This is a genomic window from Acholeplasma laidlawii, from assembly GCF_015709225.1.
Classification (GTDB): Bacteria; Bacillota_I; Bacilli_A; order Acholeplasmatales; family Acholeplasmataceae; genus Acholeplasma; species Acholeplasma laidlawii_A.
On sequence record NZ_JADNRS010000029.1, the window covers coordinates 206,892 to 228,901 of the forward strand.

At 30.0% G+C, this 22,010-nt stretch carries 21 protein-coding genes; 19 read left to right on the plus strand and 2 right to left on the minus strand.

Going from position 1 to position 22,010, the window contains the following annotated elements:
• Positions 1–90 precede the first annotated feature (90 nt).
• From thrS to IY230_RS03215, 16 genes are all read left to right on the plus strand, one after another.
• The gene (thrS, locus tag IY230_RS03140) at positions 91–2,019 is read left to right on the plus strand and encodes a threonine--tRNA ligase (RefSeq protein WP_196369879.1); all 1,929 of its coding nucleotides are present in this window, start codon (positions 91–93) and stop codon (positions 2,017–2,019) included.
• Between the two features lie 223 nt (positions 2,020–2,242).
• The gene (locus tag IY230_RS03145) at positions 2,243–2,755 is read left to right on the plus strand and encodes a hypothetical protein (RefSeq protein WP_196369880.1); all 513 of its coding nucleotides are present in this window, start codon (positions 2,243–2,245) and stop codon (positions 2,753–2,755) included.
• Positions 2,756–2,908: 153 nt separating this feature from the next.
• Entirely contained in the window at positions 2,909–3,814 is a 906-nt protein-coding gene (locus IY230_RS03150; protein WP_196369881.1) for an ABC transporter ATP-binding protein, read from the plus strand.
• On the plus strand, positions 3,801–5,114 hold the full coding sequence (locus IY230_RS03155; protein ID WP_196369882.1) for an ABC transporter permease: 1,314 nt from the start codon (positions 3,801–3,803) through the stop codon (positions 5,112–5,114). Before IY230_RS03150 ends, IY230_RS03155 begins: the two co-directional genes overlap by 14 nt.
• Positions 5,115–6,113 carry a P-loop NTPase gene (locus tag IY230_RS03160; RefSeq protein ID WP_196369883.1) on the plus strand — a complete coding sequence of 333 codons (999 nt, stop codon included), beginning with the start codon at positions 5,115–5,117 and terminating at the stop codon, positions 6,111–6,113.
• Positions 6,114–6,128: 15 nt separating this feature from the next.
• Positions 6,129–7,403, plus strand: coding sequence for a hypothetical protein (locus tag IY230_RS03165; RefSeq protein ID WP_196369884.1), 1,275 nt, complete (start codon positions 6,129–6,131; stop codon positions 7,401–7,403).
• On the plus strand, positions 7,403–8,092 hold the full coding sequence (locus tag IY230_RS03170; protein ID WP_196369885.1) for a DUF6320 domain-containing protein: 690 nt from the start codon (positions 7,403–7,405) through the stop codon (positions 8,090–8,092). Before IY230_RS03165 ends, IY230_RS03170 begins: the two co-directional genes overlap by 1 nt.
• Positions 8,093–8,146: 54 nt before the next feature.
• Complete coding sequence (gene radC, locus IY230_RS03175) at positions 8,147–8,800, plus strand: RadC family protein (RefSeq protein WP_196369886.1); 654 nt, start codon at positions 8,147–8,149, stop codon at positions 8,798–8,800.
• 28 nt (positions 8,801–8,828) lie between these two features.
• Positions 8,829–9,782, plus strand: a complete 954-nt coding sequence (locus IY230_RS03180; RefSeq protein WP_196369887.1) for a DUF697 domain-containing protein — start codon at positions 8,829–8,831, stop codon at positions 9,780–9,782.
• A gap of 162 nt (positions 9,783–9,944) precedes the next feature.
• Positions 9,945–10,244 carry a 50S ribosomal protein L21 gene (rplU, locus tag IY230_RS03185; RefSeq protein WP_012242315.1) on the plus strand — a complete coding sequence of 100 codons (300 nt, stop codon included), beginning with the start codon at positions 9,945–9,947 and terminating at the stop codon, positions 10,242–10,244.
• Complete coding sequence (locus IY230_RS03190) at positions 10,244–10,558, plus strand: ribosomal-processing cysteine protease Prp (RefSeq protein ID WP_012242316.1); 315 nt, start codon at positions 10,244–10,246, stop codon at positions 10,556–10,558. Before rplU ends, IY230_RS03190 begins: the two co-directional genes overlap by 1 nt.
• 1 nt (position 10,559) lies before the next feature.
• Entirely contained in the window at positions 10,560–10,838 is a 279-nt protein-coding gene (rpmA, locus tag IY230_RS03195; RefSeq protein WP_196369888.1) for a 50S ribosomal protein L27, read from the plus strand.
• A 68-nt stretch (positions 10,839–10,906) separates the two neighbouring features.
• Entirely contained in the window at positions 10,907–12,166 is a 1,260-nt protein-coding gene (gene obgE, locus IY230_RS03200; RefSeq protein ID WP_196369889.1) for a GTPase ObgE, read from the plus strand.
• A 238-nt stretch (positions 12,167–12,404) separates the two neighbouring features.
• The gene (locus IY230_RS03205) at positions 12,405–13,178 is read left to right on the plus strand and encodes a hypothetical protein (protein ID WP_196369890.1); all 774 of its coding nucleotides are present in this window, start codon (positions 12,405–12,407) and stop codon (positions 13,176–13,178) included.
• 165 nt (positions 13,179–13,343) lie between these two features.
• Positions 13,344–13,847, plus strand: coding sequence for a hypothetical protein (locus tag IY230_RS03210; protein ID WP_196369891.1), 504 nt, complete (start codon positions 13,344–13,346; stop codon positions 13,845–13,847).
• 190 nt (positions 13,848–14,037) lie between these two features.
• Positions 14,038–14,550, plus strand: coding sequence for a hypothetical protein (locus IY230_RS03215; RefSeq protein WP_196369892.1), 513 nt, complete (start codon positions 14,038–14,040; stop codon positions 14,548–14,550).
• Positions 14,551–14,702: 152 nt separating this feature from the next.
• On the opposite strand, the gene IY230_RS03220 is transcribed toward IY230_RS03215, so the two are convergent.
• Positions 14,703–18,251 (minus strand): hypothetical protein, encoded by a 3,549-nt coding sequence (locus IY230_RS03220; RefSeq protein WP_196369893.1) that lies wholly within the window; start codon positions 18,249–18,251, stop codon positions 14,703–14,705.
• Between the two features lie 245 nt (positions 18,252–18,496).
• Between IY230_RS03220 and ruvA the strand changes: the two genes are divergently transcribed.
• Genes ruvA through queA form a run of 3 tightly spaced genes read left to right on the plus strand, consistent with a single transcriptional unit; the run spans position 18,497 to position 21,096 of the window.
• Positions 18,497–19,057: a Holliday junction branch migration protein RuvA gene (gene ruvA / locus IY230_RS03225; protein WP_012242322.1), complete on the plus strand. Its 561-nt coding sequence runs from the start codon at positions 18,497–18,499 to the stop codon at positions 19,055–19,057.
• Positions 19,058–19,066: 9 nt separating this feature from the next.
• Entirely contained in the window at positions 19,067–20,080 is a 1,014-nt protein-coding gene (gene ruvB / locus IY230_RS03230) for a Holliday junction branch migration DNA helicase RuvB (protein ID WP_196369894.1), read from the plus strand.
• Positions 20,077–21,096 (plus strand): tRNA preQ1(34) S-adenosylmethionine ribosyltransferase-isomerase QueA, encoded by a 1,020-nt coding sequence (gene queA / locus IY230_RS03235; protein WP_196369895.1) that lies wholly within the window; start codon positions 20,077–20,079, stop codon positions 21,094–21,096. Before ruvB ends, queA begins: the two co-directional genes overlap by 4 nt.
• Here queA and IY230_RS03240 read toward each other — a convergent pair.
• On the minus strand, positions 21,089–21,919 hold the full coding sequence (locus IY230_RS03240) for an undecaprenyl-diphosphate phosphatase (protein ID WP_196369896.1): 831 nt from the start codon (positions 21,917–21,919) through the stop codon (positions 21,089–21,091). The two genes, queA and IY230_RS03240, sit on opposite strands and share 8 nt — an antisense overlap.
• Between the last annotated feature and the right edge of the window lie 91 nt (positions 21,920–22,010).

Here is a 22,010-nt window from a genome sequence, read left to right on the forward strand (position 1 = left end):
ATGAATTAAGGTGGTACCGCGGATTTTTAAATTCGTCCTTACATTGTTTTATTGTAGGGACTTTTATTTTTATAAACAAAGGAGAACGACATGATTAAAATAACATTTCCTGATGGCAACATCAAATCATTTCCAAAAGGTATTACAGTATTAGAGGTTGCAGAAGATATCTCGATATCTTTAGCAAAAAAAATCGTTGCAGCTAAATTTAATGAGGATTTAGTTGAACTATCACGTAAATTAGAACATGATGGTAAATTACAATTACTTACTCCAAAAGATGAACTATCATTTCATGTATTAAATCACTCGGCCGCACACTTAATGGCTCAAGCAATTAGAAAACTATATCCAAATGCACTATTTGGTGTAGGGCCAGCGATTGAAGAAGGCTATTATTATGATGTTGATTTTAAAGATAGTGTTTTTACAGATGCAGATTTAGAAAAAGTAGAGAAAATGATGAAGAAATTAAGTGAAGAAAATCACTTAATTGAACGTATCGAAGTCTCTTATGATGAGGCTAGAGATATATTTAAACATGATCCATATAAACTAGAATTAATTGAATTTTATAAAGATGACCAATTAAGTGTTTATAGACAAGGGGATTTTATCGATTTATGTCGTGGTGGACATGTACCTTCTACAAAATATATCAAACACTTTAAACTCTTAAGTATTGCAGGTGCTTACTGGAGAGGGGATGCTAAAAATAAACAATTAGTGCGTGTGTATGGTATTGCTTATTTTGAAAAAGCAGAACTAGATAAACATCTAGTGATGCTTGAAGAAAGAAAATTAAGAGATCACAGAAAAATCGGTAAAGATTTAGATATTTTTATGACTAGCCAAGAAGTCGGTTCAGGACTACCATTTTGGTTACCAAAAGGTGCAACTATTCGCCGCATCATCGAACGCTATATCACTGATAAAGAGTTAGAATTAGGCTATCTACATGTTTATACACCAATTATGGCGAATGTTGAATTTTATAAACAAAGTGGACACTGGGATCATTATCATGAAAACATGTATCCTCCAATGGATTTAGGTGATGGAGAAATGTTAGTACTACGTCCAATGAACTGTCCACACCACATGATGATTTATAAAAAAGATATTCACTCATATAGAGAATTACCAATACGTTTTGCAGAACTAGGTATGATGCACCGTTATGAAAAATCAGGTGCATTAAGTGGTTTACAACGTGTTAGAGAAATGACTTTAAATGATGCTCATATCTTCGTAAGACCTGATCAAATTAAAGAAGAATTTATGCGTGTTGTGCATTTAATTATTGAAGTATACAAAGACTTTAAGATTACTGACTACAGTTTTAGACTTAGCTACAGAGATCCGGAAAATAAAGAAAAGTACTTTGATGATGATCAGATGTGGCAACGTGCAGAATCAGAACTTAAACATGTAATGGATGAAATGAAACTTCCATATAAAGAAGCAATTGGTGAAGCAGCATTTTATGGACCAAAATTAGACATTCAAGTACGTACTGCAATGGGTATGGAAGAAACTTTATCCACAGTACAACTAGACTTCTTATTACCAGAACGCTTTGACTTAACTTATGTTGGTGAAGATGGTAAAAATAACCATCGTCCAGTGGTTATACACCGTGGTGTAGTATCTACAATGGAACGTTTTGTAGCATACTTAATTGAAGAATATAAAGGTAGCTTCCCATTATGGTTAGCACCAGTTCAATTAAAACTGATTCCTGTAAATTTAGACTTACATAAAGATTATGTTATGAATTTACATGAACAATTAAAAAAATTAGGATTTAGAGTAGAATCTGACTTTAGAAATGAAAAATTAGGCTATAAGATCCGTGAAGCTCAAACATTAAAAATACCATATCAATTAGTAGTAGGTGACAATGAGATGAATACACATTCCATTACCTATAGACCATATGGAAGTGAAAAGCAAATCAATATATCAGTTGATGGCTTCATTAAATTATTAAATGAGCGTTTAATTAATAAAGACTAATGCAATAACATGGAACCTTAACTTTTATGAGGTTCCATGTTTTCTTTTAAAGTGCGATGTAACTTAAAGTTATAATTTCATTGGATGTATAAAGGATAATATGGTAAGATACTGTAAATTAATCAAATGTGTCACTTGCTATACAAAGTTTTTTACATAACTAGATAAATTAATAGGGTAAAGAAGCGCATATTAGATGATTATTATAGAGGGGAATAAAAATATGAAAAAGATTCTATTTATTATACTCATGATACTTTCAGTCACATTAAGTGCTTGTACAAAAGAAAATAAGAACTATAAAATTGTAGGTCATTATGATAAATACGTGACAATTATTTCTGATTCATTCAGGATGGATGATTATACATCCTATTTAGAATTTATTAGTAATGAAGAAGCTTATCATGTCAAAGCTTTTAAAGATTTATATATTTATGATGAGGCATTTTTTGAGGAAAACACTTTATTATATATTGCTTTTGAAAGATATGATTTTGGTTTTGATGTTAAGTTAAATAGTGTAAATCTCATTGATAATGAGATTATCTTTAATTTTTCATATAAGGGACCAGATGCTACGACTGTTATTAGGATGGAGATGTATCTTGTAGAAATAAAAAAATCTTATTTAGAAGATTATCAAATAAGGCTATATGTAGAAAGACAAGATTCTAATTTTGACAGATCAGTTATAATGACAGACGAAATCATACCGAAAATACAATCAAAATAAAAAAAGTTTTGAATCACACACACCTATAAAAATAGGTGTGTGTTTTTATCATAAAGATGTCCTTAATCTAATTAAATGATTACTAAAAAAGTGGTAAACATGTTATGATATTAGTAGTATATTTTCAATTTTTAAATGAAAAGGAGTTTATCGATGCTTGAAGTAAAAAATGTCACTTTAAAATACGGTGATTTTACAGCCGTAGATGATTTATCTTTTGAAGTAGAAAAAGGTGAAATCTTTGGTTTACTCGGTACCAATGGTGCGGGTAAAACAACAACTTTTAGAACTATAATGGGCTTACTTTACCCATCTAGTGGTTATGTTAGATATGAAGGGGATTTTGTCTCCTATGAAACTGTAGATAAAATTGGTTACATGATTGAGGAGCGAAGTTTATTAACTAAACTTACTGTAAAAGACCTAATTCTATATTTCGGTCAACTTAAAAATGTACCAGTTAAAACCATATTAGAACGATTAGATTATTGGTTAAAACGTTTTAATATTGTAGATTATAAAATGAAGAAAATTAAAGAGTTATCTAAGGGTAATCAACAAAAAATTCAGTTTATATCAGCACTAATTAATGAACCATCATTATTAGTACTAGATGAACCTTTTAGTGGTCTAGATGTTATAAATATTGAATTATTTGTTGAAGTTATTAGAGAGTACCAACAAAAAGGTTGTACCATTATCTTTTCATCACATCAAATTGATCATGTAGAGAGTTTTTGTGAGCGCTTAGTCGTCTTAGAAAAGGGGAAATCAGTGATTTCAGGATTAATTAAAGATGTTAAAAATGACTTTAAAAAGCATAATATTAAAGTCATAGCAGATGGATTAGAAGCTGAAAAAGTACTTGGAATACCTGGTGTTTTTGGATGTACAAAAGACTCCAAAGAATGGACCATTAAAATTGAATCAGAAGATGTTGCACCAAGTGTATTTGATTATATTAAGACGCTAGATAATTTAAGAAAATATGATGTTGAACAAGCAAGTTTATCTGAGATATTTATTGCGAAAGTAGGTAAAAAGTATGAAGAAGCTTAAGTATTTAATTAAATATGGATTAAAGAAAAGACTTTTTACAAAAGCATTTTATATTTCTACAGCAGTGATTGGTGTTTTAATTGTAGGTATTACATTACTACCTACAATTATTAGTAGTTTTGCTGATGAACCAGGTGGAGAGATTATCGATAATAGAATAACTATTGTAGATACAACCGGATATAACTTTGATGATGCAATTCAAACATTCATAGATATATCCTTATTAAACTTATTTGATAACCAAATTGAATACCTTTTATCAAATGATATTCCTGATGCAACATATTATGATGATGCACTACCAAATTCTGGTTTGATCTATATCTATTTAGAGGGTGGACTCGTTCAAGTACAAGTATATAATTCAGGTTTAAATGGTTATGTAACATCTATACTTCAAAGTTTCTTACCAAATTTACAAAGACTAAAATATGAAATTGATAATCCGGGTTCTACTGGAATGATTAATGATGTTACTGTAGATTATGTAAAAGATCCAAATGCTGAAGATACAGAATTACAATCCATTATGTCAGCTTTATCTACAGCAGTGATTATTCCAATCTTTATTTTAATTACTATTGCACTACAATTTATTGGTACTGAGATTATGGAAGAAAAATCTACTAAGGCAATTGAGATTATTATTGCATCTGTACCACCTAGAACACACTTTTTTGCTAAGATATTATCAATCATGATATTCTTAATAGTTCAATTATTAACTTATGTTGTCTTTGGATTAGTAGGCTTTGGCTTAAACGAACTTATCGCAAGTAACAGTACCTCAGTTGGTGGAAGTTGGTCTAGTATTGTTGGTATTCTAGGACCAGTTATTTTACCTACATTACTTGTAACTTTAGTATGTGCTGTATTAGGCGCACTTATCTATGCAATCATAGGTGGATTCTTCGCATCCTTATCAGTTAACCAAGAAGATTACCAAGCAATTCAAACACCTGTTATGATGATCTTAATGATTTCATATATGGGTGGTATATTTGCAGGTGCGTCACAACTATCAGGATTACTCTTATTCTTTGGATATTTCCCATTTAGTGCACCACTTGTTTTACCGGTTGCATTTGCTGCTGGACAATTAGGTTGGTTAGAAGTAGTTATTAGTTTTGCTATTATGATAGTAACTGCAGTAGGGTTACTTGCAGTATTTACACCACTTTACCGTGCAAGTATTCTATCTTATGATCAATCCTCATTATTTAAACGTATTAAAAACACTTACCGTACATCTAAGGTATTAAAAGACAATCAAAAATTATATGAAGGTAAAAAGTAATTGAGCAAATTAGAACAATTAAAAATTGAATTAAATAAATTAATAGATCCATCATTGAATAAAACATTTGAAGAAGTTGGAAGTATTTTAAGCATTAAAGTGGATGAAGAAGATGTTATAGATTTAGAAGTCCAGCTTAAAAATAGACGAAAAGATGAAACCAATATCAAACTTGAAATTGCAAGACTTGCAAAAATCAAGTTTGGTTATCCAGGCATTAGAATCATTTTTACTGATTCTAACTATAAATTAGAGGATGAGAAATCTATCACTTACCTTGGTATTATTTCAGGTAAGGGTGGTGTTGGTAAATCTAGTGTTACAGCAAACCTTGCTGTAGCACTCAAAAGATTAGGCTATAAAGTAGGTGTGATTGATACGGATGTTTATGGTTCTTCCATACCAAGTATTTTTAATCTACCTATTGAACCACTAGATACTTCAGAAGATGATGAACTTATACCTGCAAGAACTCTAGATGACATACAAGTCATTAGTCCTGAATTTTTTATGCCGCTAGACCAACCACTTATGTGGCGTGGTCCAATGTTGGGTAAACTTATAACACATTTTTTCAATAATGTATTATGGGATGAAGATACTCAAATCGTTTTAATTGATTTACCACCTGGCACAGGTGATATACAGCTTGATGTACAAACATTTGTACCAGATGCTAAAATGTTACTTGTTACGACACCGCATCCAAATGCTAGCCATGTAGCCTTGAAAGCTGGTTTAGGTGCTTATGAAATAGGGCATAAAATCATTGGTGTGGTTGAAAACATGAGTTATTATTATAATGAAGCAAATCAAAAAAATGAGTATTTATTTGGTCAAGGTGGTGGAGAAATAACAGCTTCTAAACTGCAAAGTGAACTTTTAATTCAAATACCCATAAATCAACCAGTAGATACATCAAGTTACATCTATAGTCTTAATGATATGAATGGTAAGTTGTATTTTGCACTTGCAAAAAAGGTTTTAGAAAAATTATAAGAAAGTTGGGATAATTTGGCCAAGCTTAGAAAGTTTTATGACCTAGATAATGCAGCTAAAATTTTTCCTGTAGTAGCCAATGAATCACGTAGCTACGTATTTAGGATCTCTGTCATATTCAAAGAACCCATAAAAGTAGATATATTACAACAAGCACTTAATCGTACAACTAAGCGTTTTAAACATCTAAACGTTCGTATTAGAAAAGGATTATTCTGGTATTATTTTGAAGAAAATTTGAAAGAACCCTTACTATATGAAGAAGATGGTATGATTAATCAATTTCTAGTGTTTAAGGGTAATAATGACTTTTTATTTAGAACACAGTATTTTAAAGAAAGACTAAGTGTTGAGTTTTTCCATGCATTAACTGACGGGAAAGGTGCTTTAGAGTTTGTAAACTCACTAGCTTATGAATACTTAACCTTAGATGGTAAACAAATTGATCCTGAAGGTTTAGTTATACGTGCAGATGCAGCAGCAACTTATCAAGAAGTTGCTGATGAATTTCAAAAGTTATATCACAATAAAAAAATACCTAAAGTAAAAGAAGTTAAAGCACATCGTATTAAGGGTACATTTTACCCAAAAAACTATAATGCTGTAATGAATGCGTATGTCTCATTATCTAAGGTTAAAGAAGTTGCAAAATCTTTTGATGTAACTATGAACGAACTAATGATTGGAATGATTATTCTAGCACTTAAACGATCTGGTAAGATACAAAGTTATAAACATTTAGCACGTATCTTTATACCTGTAAACATGCGTCAATACTATCCATCTGTGACTTTAAGAAACTTTGCTAGTTATGTACGTATTAATTATGATCTTAATCAAGATGAAAATGAGTTAGAACAAATTTTATCTTTTGTGAAACTAGAGATGAAAAATCAATTGAACCTAGAGGATATGGTAAATTCTATTATTCAAAATGTACGTTATGAACAAAACAAACTACTAAGGATGACACCTTTAAGTATAAAGATTGTTGCAATGCGTAGCGTTTACGGTAAAATTGGTAATAAACTGAATACATTTGACACTTCAAATTTAGGTTTAATTAAATTACCTAAAGAAATGAGTGCGCATATCTCTCACTATAGTTTTATGATTGTACCAAATTTGGATACACCAAAAGCTATGTCTTTTGTATCATTTAAGGATACAATGACTATCTCATGTATCTCTAAAATTGTAGAACGTGATTTTGAAATTGAATTCTTTAAAATATTAAAATCACTAGATATTGAATCCCAAATTGAAGCCAATGGTTGGGAGGTCATTTAATGCAATACTGTCAACATTGTCACGCATATTATTATAAGAAGGAAACAACTTGTACAATTTGCGGTAGACCCTTAATTGAAAAAAACTATGAGAGTAAAGTCATTACTCAAGGATACCCAACAATTAAACTTAAGTCTAATAAGGCTAAGTTTGTATCTAAGATATTTGGTGTCATCTCTATTGCGGTTGTTATCATCCTTGCAATGATAAACTTTGCTACATATAATTCTAATCCTACACCTTGGAGTTTAATTGCAATAGGACCGATTGTCTATGCATGGATACTTTTATCACAAATCGTTGTATCTAAACATAATTATCCAACGAAGGTTAATAGACAAGTTGTTCTTATGAGTTTAATACTTATACTAATAGATGTGATTACAGAATATAAAGCTTGGAGTCTAACCTATGTTATACCAGCATTGCTTGTAACAACTACTATCATTTTACCAATTGTAGTTGCAAGTAAACCAAAAACATATTACTTACATGTAAGAAGTTTATTCTTTCTAATCATCTTGAATTTTGTAGTAGGTATTATTGGATTTACAACACCATTTATGGAACCAGGCGTTACTTGGACTAGTTTATCAGTCATAGCAGTTGGTATCTTATTAGTTTCTGCAATGTTTACCTTTGCTAGAAAAGATACATGGACTGAACTTATCAAAATATTTAGAATTTAAATAAAAGTAAAATACACCCCTTCTATCTACTATAAGTTAGAAGGGGTGTTATGTATGAAACCAAGAGAAAAGTTGATTAAACATGGTGTACGTGCGTTACTAGACTATGAACTTATAGCTATTTTACTTAGAACAGGAAATACAAAGGAAGATGTTTTATTACTGGCTAAAAAAGTTTTGTCTCAAATTGATAATTTAGAAGATATGTTACATATCACGGTAGAAGATTTGCTTACCATTTATGGTATTAGTGATGCGAAGGCTACCACAATTATTGCTGCAGTAGAACTTGGAAGAAGATTAAGTGATAGGAAAAAACCAGTACGTAAAATGATAACTGAGTCGAGTGAGGTGTATCATTTACTTAAAGAGGATATGTCTTACCTAAGAAAAGAACACTTAATCGTTTTATGTTTAGATATCAAAGGTAATCTACTGAAAAATGAGACAATCTATATGGGAACAACTTCATCTATTCAAGTGTCTGTAAAAGATTTGTTTAAGTCTGCTGTAAGAATTGGTGCATTTGGCATTATTGTTGTCCATAATCATCCAAGCGGTGATTCCGCACCTAGTCAAGCAGATGATAAACTAACAAAACTTATCAAAAATGCTGGTGAAGTTTTATCCATTGAACTCATTGATCATATTATCATAGGTAGAAATGAGTTTTATTCATATCGTAGACAAAGAAGAGAAGAAATTTGATATAATAAATAAAAAAGGTAAAAACTATATGAAGAAAAACTCTAATAAAAAATTTTGGTATTTTGTAGGTATAGGTACACTACTTATTATACTTATGATGATTATTTCATCCATCATGCAAGTAGGAGAACACTTAAAAAGTGTACATGAGTATGCACCTTACGTATTTTATGGACTTTCTTTTTTATTGGTGTATTTTTTAATTATTAGACCTGTTTTAATTATCTTATTTTCACCCTCTTTTTCAATAGGTACAACATTAGACAAAAATCCTAAGAGAGAACATAAAGTCTATAAAAAAGTAGCCAAACGTATTTTAGAACAAGAAGACTTACCTGAAGGCATGAAAAAGAATTTAGAAGATTCGATGCACGATCCTTATGAGTTAAGAGATGCTCTAAATAATGTATACAATAAACATTTAAAGAAAAAACTAAATAAAGTCATACGTCAACATGCAAAGACAGTCATGGTATCCACTGCAATCTCACAAAATGGACGATTAGATTTTATTACAGTGGTTGTAGTCAATATTAAAATGATTAAAGAAATTGTTGTATTATGTGGGTTTAGACCAAGTTATAGAAATCTAGCAAAACTGGTTATCAATGTATTTGTTACAGCACTTATTGCAGAAGGTTTAGAAAATATTAATCTAAATGATATTCTCCCAACATCTACAATGAAGATGCTTGGTGAAATACCGTTAATTAGACCGATTATGTCTAGTGTGATAGAAGGGGTGTCTAATGCGCTACTAACACTTAGAATAGGCATTGTAACCAGAAAATACCTATTTGATGACGCACCGGATCTTACAAAAGAAAAGATTAGATATGGTGCTTTAATTGAAGCTGCTAAACACTTGCCTATTGTAATTGCTGATGGATTATTCTTATTTCCAAAGACAATTATGAAAATGTTTAAATCTAAAGAACCTAAGCTAGAAGCACTTGATGGTGGAGCAAATCCCACGGATTAACTAAGTTTTGAAATTAAGTCTTAGAAGGTATAAAAAAACCTTGACAAAAGTGTCAATTTATAATAAAATAACAGTTGCGTTGTACCACATAGAAAAGGTTATAAATGTCATTGGACTACCTTCATAGTGAGTCTTCAAATAAAATAAAAGGAGGAAACACACATGTTTGCAATTATCCAAACAGGCGGTAAACAAGTTAAAGTAACAGAAGGACAAGAAATCTACGTTGAAAAACTAGATGTCGAAGCTGGTGATACTTTTGAATTTACTGAAGTATTAGCAACATCAGACAAAATTGGTCATCCATATGTAGAAGGTGCTAAAGTTGTTGCTGAAGTTATTAAACAAGGTAGACAAAGAAAGATTATTGTTTTCAAATATAAAAGACGTAAAAATTATAGAAGAAAACAAGGACATAGACAAGCTTACACTAAGTTAGTTGTCAAATCAATTCAAGGCTAATGATTAAATATCATTTCAAAAAAGATCATGGTTTCATTAAAGGACTGGATGTTAAAGGGCACGCGCTCTTTGGTGAATACGGTACAGACATTGTATGCAGTGCAGTATCAACAGCTTTAATCGTTACTGTGAATGCTATTGAAACGTTAGGGTATAAAGAAAATTTTTATGCCAAAGTAGAAGAAGGAAACTTTGAATTACAGATCAATCAAACAAATGATGTAATTGAAGGTTTACTTATCAATTTAGAATACACATTAAATGAGCTTGCAGCTCAATATAAAACTTACATTAAAAACCATAAGGAGGGATAACATGTTAAAGATTAATATTCAGTTATTCGCATCTAAAAAAGGGGTAGGGTCATCAAGAAACGGACGTGACTCTAGATCTCAAAGATTAGGATTAAAATTATCTGATGGACAATTCGCTTCAGCTGGTTCAATTATTTATCGCCAAAGAGGAACTAAAATTCATCCAGGCAATAACGTTGGACGTGGCGGAGATGATACTTTATTCGCTAAAGTAACAGGAACTGTTAAATACGAACGTAAAGGTAAAAACCGTACGCAAGTATCAGTTTACGAAGCTTAATATTAAAAGGGTAATTGATTATTACCCTTTTTTGTTGTAAAATTTTAGATACGAAGGAAGTGAAATAAATGAGCGCATTTGTAGATGCAGTAACAGTAGAAGTAAAAGCAGGACGCGGTGGTAACGGTAAAGTTGCATTCCGTAGAGAAGCACACGTGGAGTTTGGTGGACCCGCTGGTGGTAATGGTGGCCGTGGTGGTCATATTTACTTTATTGGTGATGAAGGTAAAAATACGTTAATAGATTTAAAATACAACAGACATATCAAAGCTGCTAATGGTGTCCATGGTGGCCCTAAAGGGATGCACGGTGCACACGCAGAAGATACATATGTTCGTGTACCATTAGGTACGATTTGTTATGATGATAAAGATAATTTAATAGGTGAAGTCTTAGAACATGGCCAAACTTTATTAGTTGCTGAAGGTGGTAAAGGTGGGCGTGGTAATATGGCGTTTGCATCCAATAAAAATAAAGCACCTGATTTTGCAGAACAAGGAGATTTAGGCCAAACATTCTTAGCAAAAGTAGAACTTCAAGTCTTAGCGGATGTTGGTTTATTAGGTTATCCTAATGTTGGTAAATCGACATTAATTACAAGAATCTCAAATGCAAAAGCGAAAGTAGCAGACTATCAATTTACAACACTATCCCCACAACTTGGTATGGTTCATGTTGAAGATGATGCGTTTGTTGTTGCAGACTTACCTGGATTAATTGAGTTTGCACACCTTGGAGTTGGGTTAGGTTTACAATTTTTAAAACACGTTGAACGTTGTAGAATTTTATTACATATTGTATCTATGGATTCATTAGATCCAGTAGATGACTATAATAAGATTAACAATGAACTTGTTTTATATGATGAGAAACTCAAAGATAGAACTCAAATAGTTGTAGCAAACAAGATGGACGTTGAAGGCGCACAAGAAAAATTTGAAAGCTTTAAAAAAGTTTTAAAAGATGTTAAAGTTATTCCTATTTCAGCACTAATGAATGATGGTATACAAGCGCTTAAATACGAAATTTCGTCTACATTAAGAAATATTCCTAAATTTGCTCCAAAAGATACTACAAAACACTATACACTAAATGCAGAAGATGCAGTAGACTTCATCATTACTAAAGGTGATGACGGTGTCTTTGAATTAACAGGTGATAAATTATTTGTTTTATTTAATAGAACAGACTTTAATAATGAATCAGCTGTGAAGCGTTTTGCAAGACAGTTACGTGGTTTAGGAATTGAAGATGCACTTAGAGAACAAGGTGTAGTTCATGGGGATATCGTACGTATCTTCTCTTATGAATTTGAATATTTAGAATAATCTAGTACGAATCCGAGCCCTATTAAGAGCTCGGATTTTTATTTTAATGACACTAAATACCTAAGGTTACCCACTAAGGACTTTATAATTGAATTATTATTTCATTTGACTATACATGTTTATTTGTATATACTTGTTTAAACATTAAATATATACTAAGCAACAACAAAGATCTATCATACAGTAATCATAAAGCTAAAGTAAAGTATTAGACGAATATCGTAGGAGGTTTATAGACATGAAAAAAATATTATTTATTATGTTAAGTGTGGTAGCAATCTTACTTTTTTCAGGATGTTCATCTATAGGTATTACAGATGTACAACCCGTTAGTTTAGAAGTTAAAAATCCAACTAAAGTAGTGTATGGTACAAATAGAACAAATTATGATGAGCAAAATCAAATCTATAAAGACCCTATTGAATATGAAATACCTGAAGATAGTGTTAAAGGTGTGGTAAAGAAATTATTATCATTAACCTATAAAAAATATGAAGGCAACATCGATGCATCGCCAATAAATGATTATATTCTAATGTATAATGCGGATAATAATTTTATTACTATCCAAATTGGATCTCTTAATGAAGATGGTATGCATTATGAACTTGTAGGTATAGATGCATTTATAGACTATCTCATGAAGGTGGTTACACCCAAAGGTGGAAAGTTTTACACGATACAAGAAGCATATGATCAAGGACTTTTGACACTAGAAAATTTAAAGTTATTGCACAAATATCATGAACGGGTACAAATACAACTTGAACTAGATTCAATTTTTGAAGGGGCTATAAAGAAAACAAGATTAGCAGAGTTGATAAATGATTTCCCGAATGCCACTTTAGAAAACATTAATATAGATAAATATTATGGCAAATATGAAACTGCTTATGCTGTTAAAATATCAGTTATGTTTTACATTTATGGTGGCATCGTAAGTGAAACTATTGAAGGGTTAGAATTCGTATTCAATGGACCTTCTACACTCATCTGGTGTGATACCAAGTAGAAATGGTAGATAGAAACTAACAACACAACAAACGATATATTGCATCAATCAATAATCTTAAACAGATCTAAGAAGATTAATAAAATGTCATGATTGTAGAAAAAATAATTGATACGTATAATTACATTATTATAATAATTACAGTGTTAAAGGGGATTTAAAAACATGAAAAAAACAATATTAGCTTTATTAATGGTACTAGTTATAACATTAAGTGCATGTACAAAAGAAAATAAGAACTACAAAATAGTGGGTCATTATGATAAATATATGACGATCATGTCGGATTCATTTAGAATGGATAATTATGATACTTACCTTCAATTTATTAGTAATGAAAATGATTACCATGTCAAAGCTTTTAAAGATTTATATATTTATGATGAGGCATTTTTTGAAGAAAACAGTTTAGTATATATTGCTTTTGAAAGAAATAATTCTGGTTATGACGTTAAGTTAAATAGTGTCAACATAAAAGATAATGAAGTTGTCTTTAACTTCTCATATAAAGGACCAGATGTTTTAAATGTAATAATGATGGAGATGTATCTTGTAGAAATTAAAAAATCTTATCTAGAAGATTATCCAATAAGGCTATATGTAGAAAAAAATGATGTTGAATTTGATAGAACAAGGATTATAACTGATGAAATAATATCCACTAATTGATAGAAATATAGTATTTCAGTATAAAATGTTTTTGATATAATAGATTGCTAATAGTGACGACTTATAACTTTAATTGACTTATTAAAGTAGAGATGATAAAATTAGCCAAATCAAGTAAGATAACCTTTACTAAATTATGAGTAACACAGGAATACATATTTGATTAAAATATAAAAGGGGAAAAGTAAATATGAAAAAAATATTATTTCTTGTACTCATGATACTTGCAGTCACATTAAGTGCTTGTACAAATGAAAATAAGAACTATAAAATTGTAGGTCATTCTGATAAATATATGGGAGATAGTTATGATTCCTTAAGAATGGATGACTATGAATCATATGTGAAATTTACTAGTGATAAAGACGATAATCGTATTAAAGCATTTGAAGATTTATATATTTATGATGAGGCATTCTTTGAAGAAAATACCTTATTATATATTGCCTATAAAAGACACGATTCTGGTTTTGATGTTAAGTTAAATAGTGTAAATTTCATTGATGATGAGCTCGTCTTTAACTTTTCATATAAAGGTCCTGATTTTTTGAGTGTTATTATGATGGAGATGTATCTTATAGAAATAAAAAAATCATATCTAGAAGATTATCCAATAAGGCTCCTTGTAATAAAAAATCACTCTGAGTTTGATAGGTCATTAGTGATAACCAATGAAATCATACCGAAAATACAATCAAAATAAAAAGCCCCTTTAAATAATATGGAGGTTTAGTCCATATAGGCCTGTAAAAAATATGGAGGTACCTCCTTTTATTTGAGGTATATAAAATATATATAAGAAACAATCCAAGTCATTTATTAGGACTTGGATTTGTTTTTAGAGAGCCTATTTACTTATAGTTTAAGTGTGCGCTGTTTAAATTGATAACTTGCTTTTGCATCTTTTAGATCTTTTTGTAGTATTTTTCTTTCATGTATCTCAACTTTAGATGTGAAAGCTATTAGTTTAGATTCATTATCTTTGATACTTAAATCTTTTTTAGTTTGAGCAGATTTTAACTCATCTGCATAGGACTGAATCTTTTTAAGTAGTAGACTGTGCTTTTTTTGAATGGATTGCTCATAGTTAGCAATTTTTTCTTTATTTAGTTCTATGAGTTTTACTTCAGTTTGAGTAAATCTCATGGATAACTGACCATTCTTAAGTTTTGTACTTTCCTCAAGTGCTTTTAGATTCTTAGTCTTTTGCATCATGGCTTCATTATGCTTTAGGATGTTTTTATCATGTAATAATTTAATCTTTTGAATTTGTTTATCAAAGTCACTATGCATTTGAAGGATAACAGATTTTAAATTATCATCAATTAATAATATTTCTTTATTAAGATTAGACTCTGTTGACATAATTTTAGATTCAGTAAGCGACATTAATTTTTGTTGATTGATTAAGTCTTGCTCTTGACTCTTAAATTGAACAGTATTGATATTTTGAATAATTGTATCTTTTTCATCACTTAATAGTTGTAAATGATGTTTGAATTCACTCGATAAATGTTTTAATTTTATTTCAAACTCAAGTTGTTGTTTATCTAATTTTTTTAGTAAATGTTTTTGTTCATTAAGAAAGTCTTTTTTAGAAATGTTTTGCTGAGCCATCAGTTTATTATAAAGACTTACGCTACCCTTTAGTAAGGATTGATAAATTGCATTAGACGTCTTTTCAAAGTACTCTTCAATACGACTATATCCTTTTTGATATTCTTTAATGATATTATCAGTTAAATAAAGCGGTTGATCAAGTTTGCTTGTAATCACAAGTACTTTTTCCTCATAAACTTTAAATAATTGAGTTATTTGCTTTATGCCATGGATATAGAATAACTTTTGTTTTAAGTATGATTTGGTATCAGTTTGATTTTTAGATAGTGTGATACTACGTTTTTTATCAAGTTCACCAAGTAAACGATTCTTTCGCTTTAGTAATAAATCAATTTGGTTGTTATATTTAATGATTGATTTATCTAGTGTAGAAATTTCTGATTCTATGACGTTGAATTGTTTTGTTAGATCTTTTTTAGTAGATAAAGAGTCCTTTGGATGATCTGAAGTTTCTATTTCATTTAATTCGAATTGAATTCTGTCAACATTTGAGGATAAGACTAATATTCTATCTTCAATATCACTAATGACTTGATTATTAGAAGTGATGTCTAAATCAATAGATTTAATTTTGGCCATGTATTCAGATTCAAGTAGGTCATAATCAGTTTTTAGTTTTAATGCACTTAAATCATTGATTTTGACTTCTTGAAACGTATTTAAGTCAAGTAAGAATTGATCTTTTGCTTGTTCTTGAATACTATTTAAATGTTTAAATACATCAAGGTATAAATGAATATATTGTTTAACATCCTCAGGGTGTGCAGGGATTTCATAAATGGATATTAACGATAACATGAAATGATGATGAATATTATATATTAAGTAAATTTGATTGAATAAGTAGTGTATTCTAGAGTGAATAACTTCTAAATCTTTAGTAAGCATTTCATTGGTCATATCTACAGATTCTAAACGTTCTAAGAAGTGAATGTTTGTCTCTTCAATAGTACGTTTATGTTTTAAGATACTTTGTTCTATAACTCTTTTATCTGTTATATAGTTGTGATAACTATGTTCAGATTTCATTAAATGCTGTATATCATTTTCATACAATGATTTTTGTTTTAAGTAAATCAGTTCTTCACTAGATACTTGTTTTTGATATGTATATTCAGTATAGTCTTTTTTGAGTTGTTGGTTTGCTAGTTGTTGCTCTCTAATAACATTTTCTTTATCGATAGAAAGTTGTAATGACATATTAGAAACACTTAAATCATGTTCTTTAGTTAACTTTAGTACTTCAAGTTCATGTTCCTTAGTGAGTTTAAATACAGTAAAATTATGCGTTAGACTATCTTCTTGATGTTGATAGAAGTTCAGATGGTAATTCGTGTCGTTTGACAAAAGATTAACATCCTTTTCAGAAATAGCATTTGCTACACTTAACTTTAAATCAAGCGGTGCGATTTGGGATAAGTGCGTAATATCTGTCTTTTCTAACTCAAAGTCATGGGTTGATTTTAAGGTTTTAAGTTGTAATTGAAGTGATTTAAGTTGATATTGATAGTTTTGTTCATTTATGTAGTTTTCTAATTTTTGATCAATGATTAGTTTTTTTCCCGTAACACGCCAATTAGACTTATCTTCTAAGTATTTTAGTTCTAAGTCTTGTAGTTTTTGATAATGTGCTTTTAATAGTGCCTGAGACTCTTTTTCAGTTCGAATTATTTGTCTATTGAGCTCATTATCTTGTTGACGTAAATGTCTTTTAACATCTTTTTTTAGAGCTTTAATAGCATCTTCATTCAGTGTTTCTTTTAAGTCTTCTTTTAATTTTTGATTAAGGTCTAATCTAGCGTTTGCAACCACATCCCTAAAAGAACTCAGTTTAGAGTTGATAAGAGATAATGCATCACTATAAGCGATGGTTAACTCATCTTTTTTAGTATTAAAATTGGTTGTGATTACTTCGATTTGATTTTTATGTGCTTCAAGTTTTTCTTTATAAGGTTGTTCAACTTGAAGTTTTTGTGCTTCATAGTCTAATTTTAACTTATCTAAGGCATCTTCAATAGGAAGTCTATTTGCTTCATCACTTTGTTTAAGTTCTTTTAGATGATGTTCTTTTTCCTTTTTTAAAGTTTCAAGTGATTTATTAAATTCGATAGATGCAGCATGATAATCATTTTTAATCGAAAGATATTTTTTATCAGATTGTTCTCTATAAAAGTTTTTTATATGACTAACTTTACTTTTTTCTTTCTCGTAGTTTTTAGTTGCATCCTCAATTTCTAAAAGAAGTAGTGCTTGATTTGTTTCGAAATGTTCTATAATTTTTTCAAATTCTTTTCTATAATTAGACTCTAATAATGTTATAGACTGAGCACTTTGCTTTTTTATGTCTACCATAACTTTAGAGATATCTGAAATTTCTTTAGAGCGAATGGATTGCGCCTTAGATTTACTTTCGTTAAATGCATGCTCAATATTTAATATAAGTGATTTTATACGTTCAACTTCTGTTTTAGTGTTATTTAAAATAGATTGATATTCTTCCTTATAATTCATCTCTAACTGTGATACTTGATGATCAATCTGGTTTGAAAAGTCATGAAGATTTAGTTCTAGGGTTTTAATTTTTTCGTTAAAACGTACCGTAATTCCTTGGTGCGATTCATTTGTAGATTGTTCGGCCTTTTTATGTGCTTTATCAAATGTTAAAAACTCTCCTTTAATTTCAGAGAGTAATGATTTAAGCTGCGTCAATATAGATTTATAATTCTTATCTTTTTTAGCGAGTTCATCTAAAGCTAAATTAGATTCTTTTACAAATTCAAACAAGCATTTTCACCTACCTAACTTATTATATCATAATAAGCATCTCTATTTTCTATTTTAAAGCCATTTTAGTGGCTGAGAGTTTAATTGGTTTTATCAAAAATAAACCGCAGATTAGGACTTACTAGTATGTTGTTATGAATTTATATCTAATGCTATAAAACAATGTAAAAAAGGCACATATTGGTCTAAAAAGTCCATAAAAATGTTATAATTAAATTTGAAGATAATAAAGTTAGGTGAAATCTATGTATCGATACATTAAAGGTATAGTAACACAAATTAATCCACAACATATTGTTGTTGAAAATAATGGTGTGGGCTATTTAGTCTTAAGTCCAGTACCATATCAATATAAAATTGGTGAAGAAACAACAGTAGTAACTTATTTACATGTAAGAGAGGATATTTTTCAACTTTATGGATTTAAAGATGAAGAAACTTTAAATCTATTTTTAAAACTTATAAGTGTATCTGGTATTGGTCCCAAATCTGCAATGAGTATTGTAGCATTTGATGATACAAATAAAATTATTGCTGCGATCGAAACATCTGATGCAAAATATTTAACTAAGTTTCCTGGTATTGGGATGAAGAGTGCTCAACAAATCATTTTAGACTTAAAAGGTAAACTGGTAAACGATGAACTAGATATGCAACTTTTAAGTGATAATTCTAAGGATGTAGCTGCTGCATTAGAAGCATTAGGCTATAATAAAAAAGAGATTGCAAAATCATTAAAGCATGTTAATTTTGATCAAGACTTAAATAAAGCACTAAAAGAAGCACTTGCAATATTATTAAAGTAGGTATGAGGCATGAGTGAAGAAAAATCAGTATTAAGAGATTTAAATTTAAAAAATGATGATGAATTGATGCTTCGTCCTCAAACCTTAAATCAATATATAGGGCAAGATGATATTAAAGAAATGTTATCTATTTATATTCAGGCAGCATTAAAACGTGAGGAGAGTTTGGATCATGTTTTACTTTATGGTGCACCTGGTTTAGGCAAGACAACACTGGCTCAAATTATCGCTAATGAGTTAGGTGTAAATATTAAAATAACAAGTGGTCCAGCAATAGAAAAAACAGGTGACTTGGTAGCACTTCTTTCCTCTTTAAGTCCGGGAGATGTGTTATTTATTGATGAAATTCACCGTATACCTCGATTTGTTGAAGAAGTACTTTATTCTGCTATGGAAGATTATACGCTTGATATTGTTCTAGATAAGGAAAGAGATTCTAGAAGTATTCGAATTGAATTACCGCCTTTTACATTAATTGGTGCAACCACTAGATTTGGTGATTTATCACACCCGTTAAGGGAACGTTTTGGTGCTGTATTTAGATTAAGCTATTACAAGTTAGAAGAAATCAAACAAATTGTAAGAAGAACTTCTAAAGTATATCAAAATGAAATTGATGAAAAAGCAGTAGATGAACTATCCAAGCGTAGTAGAGGTACACCTAGAATAGCAAACCGTCTATATAGACGCGTAAGAGATTTTGCTGAAATTATGACAGATGCCGTGATAACACTAGATATTACTGAGTTAGCATTAACCAAATTAGGTATTGATCATAAGGGTCTAGATGCATCTGACTATTTATATTTAAGAGGCATTGTAGAGCGATTTAATGGTGGTCCAGTTGGACTGGAATCACTCGCCTCAACAATCGGTGAAGAACCAGGTACAATTGAAGATGTATATGAACCTTACCTGTTACAGGAAGGATATATTAAACGTACACCAAGAGGAAGAGTAGCAACAGAACTTGCATACAATCTTTTAGGTGTGAAATACTATAAAGGATTATTAGACAATTGAAATTAGAATTATTTGATTACGATTTACCCAAATCACATATAGCGCAACATCCCAAGGATAAAAGAGATCACTCTAAATTATTGGTTGTTGATAGAGAAAAACAAACAACAAAAGATTGTTTGTTTTATGATATATTAGATGAGTTAAACAGCAATGATGTACTTGTTATGAATAACACAAAAGTTATCCCTGCAAGATTAATTGGTGAAAAGATCGAGACACTTGCAGTCATTGAAGTTTTATTACTTAAAGAGTTAGAAAAAAACACATGGGAAGCCTTAACAAAACCAGCTAAAAAAATAAAGATTGGTACCATAGTAAGTTTTGGTGATGGTGCACTTAAAATGGAGTGTATTGGCATTAAAGATGAAGGTATTCGCATCTTTAAAGCTATCTATGAAGGTATATTTTTAGAAGTTTTAGATAGTCTAGGTACTATGCCACTACCACCTTACATTACAGAAAAATTAGAAGATAAATCAAGGTATCAAACGGTATACGCTAAATATGCAGGATCTGCTGCTGCACCTACTGCAGGACTTCATTTTACCGAAGAACTGTTAGAAAAGATTAAAGCCAAAGGTGTAGAAGTATTAGAAATTACATTGCATGTAGGGTTAGGTACATTTAGACCTGTTCAAGTAGATGATGTATTAGAACATCAAATGCATTACGAAAGTTATGAGATAAACCAAGATACTGCCCGATTATTAAATCAGTATAAAAAAGAAGGCAAAAGAATTATCGCAGTTGGAACAACAACTGTAAGAACATTAGAATCTAACTACAATGATGGATTCCATGCAGGTAATTATTCAACCAATATCTTTATTTATCCTGGATATCAATTTAAGGTCATTGGTGCGATTATTACGAATTTCCATTTACCAAAATCAACGCTCATCATGTTGATTTCAGCATTTTATAATAGAGAAAAAGTGCTTGAAGTCTATAAAGAAGCAGTGAAAAAAAACTACCGCTTTTTCTCATTTGGCGATAGTATGTTTATTAAATAAAATATAAAGTTATCGAGACTAGACCAACTGTCAAAGCATAAAGTGAAAACCATACTAAATTTTTAACAGTAACATATTTATGCATAATTTTAATCGTTAATAACGAGAAAATAAAACTAAATATAAAAGCAAGACTAAATCCTGGTATATCAATTTTTCCAGGATTTTTTATTGCATCATATAATCCTAGACCTGAAACAGGTATACTTATAAGTAAATAACATAAAAATGAAAAACGCATTACTTTTTTGATTTCAATCTTTTGACTCAAACCGCCTACTAAGGTAATACCCGATCTACTAATACCAGGGAATACAGCAAACATTTGAATTAAACCAATCACACCAGCATTTTTAAATGTAATATCATTTGAAAACTTTTTGTTTCTTAAAAGGAAAACTAAGAATAATAAGAGTGATGTTATGATAAGTGAAATACCTATGCTTAATAAATTTGTAGGTAGATAGTCTTTAATGAGTAATCCTGCAATCCCAATAGGGACAATGGCGATAATAAGTTTAACTGCATAATTAAAGTTTTCTTGAACTATTATTTCATTTCTTTTTTCTTTATTAAAAACAAAATTTAACGAATCAACTACTAACTCTTTAACATCTTTAAAATAATAGATTAGTAAAGCTAGAAATGAGCCCATATTGGTTATCATTAAAAATAGAGTAAGCGTAGTGTTTATATCTTCTCCACCTAGAAAAATATTAGAAAATAATACTAAGTGACCAGAACTTGACACTGGAAATATTTCAGTAACTCCTTGAATAATGCCTAAAACTATATATTTAATTAACTCTATAAACTGCTCCATCCTATCAAAACCCTTCTAAACGTTATAATAAAGTTATTATAACATATCAAGTTCATTAAAAGATTGAAATTTTTGTGAAAAAAACATATAA

Excerpts from the sequence above, each read along its gene's own strand:
- thrS (WP_196369879.1), top strand. The coding sequence starts at position 91 with ATGATTAAAATAACATTTCCTGATGGCAACATCAAATCATTTCCAAAA.
- IY230_RS03145 (WP_196369880.1), top strand. The coding sequence starts at position 2,243 with ATGAAAAAGATTCTATTTATTATACTCATGATACTTTCAGTCACATTA.
- IY230_RS03150 (WP_196369881.1), top strand. The coding sequence starts at position 2,909 with ATGCTTGAAGTAAAAAATGTCACTTTAAAATACGGTGATTTTACAGCC.
- IY230_RS03155 (WP_196369882.1), top strand. The coding sequence starts at position 3,801 with ATGAAGAAGCTTAAGTATTTAATTAAATATGGATTAAAGAAAAGACTT.
- IY230_RS03170 (WP_196369885.1), top strand. The coding sequence starts at position 7,403 with ATGCAATACTGTCAACATTGTCACGCATATTATTATAAGAAGGAAACA.
- radC (WP_196369886.1), top strand. The coding sequence starts at position 8,147 with ATGAAACCAAGAGAAAAGTTGATTAAACATGGTGTACGTGCGTTACTA.
- IY230_RS03180 (WP_196369887.1), top strand. The coding sequence starts at position 8,829 with ATGAAGAAAAACTCTAATAAAAAATTTTGGTATTTTGTAGGTATAGGT.
- rplU (WP_012242315.1), top strand. The coding sequence starts at position 9,945 with ATGTTTGCAATTATCCAAACAGGCGGTAAACAAGTTAAAGTAACAGAA.
- IY230_RS03190 (WP_012242316.1), top strand. The coding sequence starts at position 10,244 with ATGATTAAATATCATTTCAAAAAAGATCATGGTTTCATTAAAGGACTG.
- rpmA (WP_196369888.1), top strand. The coding sequence starts at position 10,560 with ATGTTAAAGATTAATATTCAGTTATTCGCATCTAAAAAAGGGGTAGGG.
- obgE (WP_196369889.1), top strand. The coding sequence starts at position 10,907 with ATGAGCGCATTTGTAGATGCAGTAACAGTAGAAGTAAAAGCAGGACGC.
- IY230_RS03205 (WP_196369890.1), top strand. The coding sequence starts at position 12,405 with ATGAAAAAAATATTATTTATTATGTTAAGTGTGGTAGCAATCTTACTT.
- IY230_RS03210 (WP_196369891.1), top strand. The coding sequence starts at position 13,344 with ATGAAAAAAACAATATTAGCTTTATTAATGGTACTAGTTATAACATTA.
- IY230_RS03215 (WP_196369892.1), top strand. The coding sequence starts at position 14,038 with ATGAAAAAAATATTATTTCTTGTACTCATGATACTTGCAGTCACATTA.
- ruvA (WP_012242322.1), top strand. The coding sequence starts at position 18,497 with ATGTATCGATACATTAAAGGTATAGTAACACAAATTAATCCACAACAT.
- ruvB (WP_196369894.1), top strand. The coding sequence starts at position 19,067 with ATGAGTGAAGAAAAATCAGTATTAAGAGATTTAAATTTAAAAAATGAT.
- IY230_RS03240 (WP_196369896.1), bottom strand. The coding sequence starts at position 21,919 with ATGGAGCAGTTTATAGAGTTAATTAAATATATAGTTTTAGGCATTATT.